Here is a 4,616-nt window from a genome sequence, read left to right on the forward strand (position 1 = left end):
TGATTTTACTATTCTTCACAACTCTCTACAATTCTTAAAAAATGCCCCAAACAGGATTCGAACCTGTACATGGAAACCCATACAACGACCTGAACGTTGCGCGTCTGCCAATTCCGCCACTGGGGCATCGTTATTAATGAAATAACAACAATCTTATTATACTGGAATTTTATTGAATTACAAGTCCTATTTACCTTTAATAAATTGAATCATTGTCCCATAACCAGTTAAAACTAGGAACTTGGGGGCAACCTGAACGTTAGCTACATTGGTATTAAAACGAACTCCGACAATTCCATCAGCTTTCTTTTCAGCTGCTCGTTCGCGTAATTTCTGCTGAACCTCGCTAAATAGCTGGTCCAAAGATTCAAATGAGTCAATCGCATCACTTGGTAGCATTAAATGAGCTGTCGCATTAACAACTCCCAGGACTTTATGCGCCTGTGGATAATCTTCTGTTGAAAGGAATATTTCATTCACCCCCTTATTTATTATACCAAACTAACAAAAAGGCTTTAACGCTCAGCAATTCTAAACGTTAAAGCCACATTTGTGTTTATGAGGGGCAACCTATTAGTTTCTGTTGGCCGCTTCCTCATAATATCTACGGAAGGAATCCTGCCACTTTGCACTGGAACTTTATTACTAAATACAAACTTTTGATTCTCATCTTCCGCAAAGTCGCTTTTATTCGTTACCGTTCAAATAGTGCACCCTGGTAACCACAATTTAAATCAAGATCTTTCCGGTTACTCTTACGTTGCTTCTAGTCTACTCCTTAACTTCCTTCGACTCTATTAGAACGGGAGACTTAATGTTTTAACATCGTCTCTTTATCCTTCCTCACCAATAATATACCACCTTTAGTAACTGCTTTCAAGGATTAATTAAATACTTGTGATAGCATTAATAATATTGCGACTAAATTATTTAAACCGTGTAATAACATTGAGTTCCGAATATCCTCACTTTTCCGGTAAACGTATGCTAAAGTCATCCCCAACATACAATACAAGAGAAAACTAATAATATTCGTGCTAACATGCCCAGCAGAAAAAACGATCCCCGACAAAATTACCTTTGGCCAGAAAGTATTGGGCTTAAAGAAAAGATTCATTAATACCCCACGAAAAATCAGCTCTTCCGCTATCGGAGTCAAAACCACCGCTGAAATTGCAAATACAATTGTTACTAATGGGTTATGGCCCAATATCGCCATTAGACTTTGATTATTTGCTGTTTCTGTCTGGTGGTAGATTAAAACATTCAGTACACCAAGAATAAATTCCCCTATTAAAATAAACAGGTACCCACCAAGAATTAATTTCCAGTTAATTCTCTTTCTAATTGGTAGTTGGTTATAGCGGTGATATGTTTGTCGAGACCATAGGATAATAAAACCGAATAATAGAAGAAAAAGGAAAACTAACCCAATAGTCTTAATGGTTACCCTGTTGCTTCGATTAGCAATTTGCATTGCAATCGGTGGTAATTCTATACACAAGAAAAAGGCTGCCATTAAACAACAACGTTTAATAAGAGAAAAAATTTCACTCATTTTTGTTGCCCCTTCTTTTGTTCTTGAAGGCGTTTTTGTTTTCGTCGCTGGTAACTCCATTTTGCGGTTACCTTCGTTACCATTAAGTTTGCAACTACAAATCCTAAAATCCATAAAATATACATCGACCAGCCAGAAATTACTTTACTAATCGTTAATGCTACTAAAATTGCAAAAATAATTAATGGGGGTAATACTACTTTTAAGATTAATTCTGCTTTCACTCTTTAAATCCTCCATCATCTTGTCCAAAAAGTACCTCTCAGTTACATTGCATCCTAATCCTGATGGAAAACATCTTCCAAAATTTGCTTGGTTGTTGCCATTTGCGTTCCACGAGAACGGACATAATCGATCTGTGAGATAAGAATATCATAACTCCACATTGAAGACAGATCTTTCTCGTTAAAATAGTGGAGATTTAACGTAATCTCATTTAAATCGTGGAGCATTCCCGAAAAGTCGTCCATCCCCTGGTATTGTTTTGTTCCAATAACCACCGGCAATTCATTGTCAGCAGAGTCTTTTAATATGTTCATGAGGATGTTCCCGCTTGTTATTTCTGGATGTTCATCAATAAACTGTTGCACTTGCCAAATATCGAAATAGTGGTGTTCATGAGCTACCTTAGTTTTTTCAGAAACAGTTGTTAGGTAGTCGGTTTGATCGTTGACGGTAATAATGCTATCGAGGCGAATTGCAATTAAACCGTTAATTTTTCCATCCCAATCAATACTGATCATCAGGCAAAAATAATTATCAATACCCACTACAAAGCCAACGTTAAAATAATCATCATTTTTGATATTATGTACTTCAATCAATTTTCCCTGCTGTTTAGCAATGGTTAATTGAATTTTAACATCCTGCTTATCTGATTCTCTCAAGTATTTGCCTCCTAATTGTCGTTTGATTAATCAAACAAAAATTTACAAAAAATAGTCTACCAAGAATCGTAAGGAAAATTCAATTATTAAGTAGGTATAAACTGATAAGTAGTTATCCCTTCATACAAAATATATCAAAAATTAAATGGGAATCCACAATATTTTGTAGTAAGATAGTGCTTGTGTTTAAAATTATAGTAAAGAGGGGCCGTTATGGTGATAATTACTGCAGGAATGATTGGGGTCGGCAAAACTACCTTAACTGGTAAAATTGCAGAACATTTAAATACAAAAGCTTACTATGAACCGGTTGGTGAAAATCCAGTATTACCACTTTATTATGCAAATCCAAAGCAATACGGATTCTTATTGCAAATCTATTTTCTTAACAAACGATTTTCAATGATCAAACAAGCATTATCCGATGATAACAATGTTTTAGATCGTTCTATCTATGAAGATGCATTATTCACTCGTGAGAATAATGCAGAAGGAAACATTAGCGATACAGAATTAGAGGTCTACCTTAAACTATTAGATAACATGATGGCTGATCTTAATCGGCTACCAAAAAAAGCTCCTGACTTAATGGTTTATTCTGAAACAGATTTTGAAACAATTCTTTATCGCATTAAAAAGCGTGGTCGGGATTATGAACAAGTTGATAAGAACCCTGAATTAAAGGATTACTATTACAAGATGTGGAATGCTTATAAGGATTGGTATCGTGATTATAATGCCAGTCCAAAGATGAAAATCGATCTAGAAAAGTACGATCTAGAAAATCCACAAAATGTCAAAACTGTTCTTAGTATGATTGATGACCGATTAAAAGATATTCGTAACTAGTAAAAGCTTTATTAATTAGTATAGCGATAGCTTAGCTAAAGTTGATCCATTCAGTGAATTAACTTGGGTTAAGCTATTTTTGTATCTAATGTTTACTGGAATAATGAATAACATCCTGTAAATAATTATGTTTATGATTAATTTGAGCTAAGAATGGTTGGTCATGAATAAAATTTCGACCATTTTCTAAATGACGTAAATACATTTCCTTGTACGGCAAATCTGCATCAAAAGCTCGTCTCCGCTCGCTTTCGTGATCCCACTTAACTCTACGATAATCAAGATCAGCGATCCCTTCATCGTCAATTGTGAGTAATAGATAACGAGCACGAAGATTACTCTGGTGAACATTCCACCCATCATAAGGTTCACCAACAGAGCCAGGATTGAGAATTAACTGTTCTTGACTAGTATACCGATATAATTGGTGGTGTACGTGAGCATAAATACCAACATCATAATTTCCAGGCGAAGGCATAATTTGATCCATTTGTTGTTGATCGTTAGTTGGAAACAATCCTTGTCCAGCATTATTTTTAGGAAGATTATGGCTTAAAGTAATATGCAATGCACCAACCTGTGTATCGGCCGTTATCGGCCATTCACTGATTTGATTAATAATTCTAGAGCCAACCTGGGCACCAATATATTCGCCAATCCGGGAAATCATAATTTTTGTCTCATCATCGTAAGAATGCTGACCATAATAGGCTTGCACTAAATCATCATCCCAGTTTCCCCGAAGACAAATTGATGGATTTAATGATTCTAATATCTCCCAAATATCTGTTGCTCCCGGTCCCGGCATGAATAGGTCACCTAGAAACCAACATTCATTTACATTCTGTTTTCTAATATCATTTTGAACTGCTTTTAGAGCCGTATAATTGCCATGAATATCCGCAATAATTGCAATTCGTCGTTCCATACTTATCATCACTTTTCAATTTATTATTACAATTTCAGTATAATTAATCCAGATTTAGATTCAATTTAGTAAATTTAACTAAAATTTTTAGGCAATCGTTTGCACAAATAGTAAATCAAAAGCTGATTTATGAATTTTTTTATATAATTTAATAGCAAAATTGACAGCGCTTTCTTTATTTTCTATTCTAAGGCTGACTCATTTAAACACAAGTGAGTTAATTCATTTGAAAGAAGGGTTAGCTATGGTTAATTGGTTACTACCAAGCGCACCAGCTGACAAATTAATACCGAAAGAGCAAAGGCACGGTGCTTTTATTAAATATCGAACTAGAATTTTGGGAGTGTAAAATATTTTGTGTAAATTTCTAAATTAAATTGAAAAAGGGAAAGCC

At 34.8% G+C, this 4,616-nt stretch carries 6 protein-coding genes and 1 tRNA gene; 1 reads left to right on the forward strand and 6 read right to left on the reverse strand.

Annotation, left to right across the window (positions count from 1 at the left end):
* Nucleotides 1-42 precede the first annotated feature (42 nt).
* The 5 genes from RDN22_RS10915 to RDN22_RS10935 form a co-directional block, all read right to left on the reverse strand.
* Nucleotides 43-126, reverse strand: a tRNA-Leu gene (locus tag RDN22_RS10915).
* Nucleotides 127-186: 60 nt separating this feature from the next.
* Nucleotides 187-399, reverse strand: coding sequence for a hypothetical protein (locus tag RDN22_RS10920; protein WP_308558121.1), 213 nt, complete (start codon nt 397-399; stop codon nt 187-189).
* A 484-nt stretch (nt 400-883) separates the two neighbouring features.
* On the reverse strand, nt 884-1,558 hold the full coding sequence (locus RDN22_RS10925) for a CPBP family intramembrane glutamic endopeptidase (RefSeq protein WP_278558734.1): 675 nt from the start codon (nt 1,556-1,558) through the stop codon (nt 884-886).
* The gene (locus tag RDN22_RS10930) at nt 1,555-1,782 is read right to left on the reverse strand and encodes a hypothetical protein (RefSeq protein ID WP_040531362.1); all 228 of its coding nucleotides are present in this window, start codon (nt 1,780-1,782) and stop codon (nt 1,555-1,557) included. Before RDN22_RS10930 ends, RDN22_RS10925 begins: the two co-directional genes overlap by 4 nt.
* Nucleotides 1,783-1,836: 54 nt before the next feature.
* Entirely contained in the window at nt 1,837-2,445 is a 609-nt protein-coding gene (locus RDN22_RS10935) for a hypothetical protein (RefSeq protein WP_278558735.1), read from the reverse strand.
* 213 nt (nt 2,446-2,658) lie between these two features.
* Between RDN22_RS10935 and RDN22_RS10940 the strand changes: the two genes are divergently transcribed.
* Nucleotides 2,659-3,294, forward strand: coding sequence for a deoxynucleoside kinase (locus RDN22_RS10940; protein ID WP_278558736.1), 636 nt, complete (start codon nt 2,659-2,661; stop codon nt 3,292-3,294).
* 85 nt (nt 3,295-3,379) lie between these two features.
* On the opposite strand, the gene RDN22_RS10945 is transcribed toward RDN22_RS10940, so the two are convergent.
* The gene (locus RDN22_RS10945) at nt 3,380-4,222 is read right to left on the reverse strand and encodes a metallophosphoesterase (RefSeq protein WP_278558737.1); all 843 of its coding nucleotides are present in this window, start codon (nt 4,220-4,222) and stop codon (nt 3,380-3,382) included.
* Between the last annotated feature and the right edge of the window lie 394 nt (nt 4,223-4,616).

The organism is uncultured Lactobacillus sp., from assembly GCF_902491705.1.
Classification (GTDB): Bacteria; Bacillota; Bacilli; order Lactobacillales; family Lactobacillaceae; genus Lactobacillus.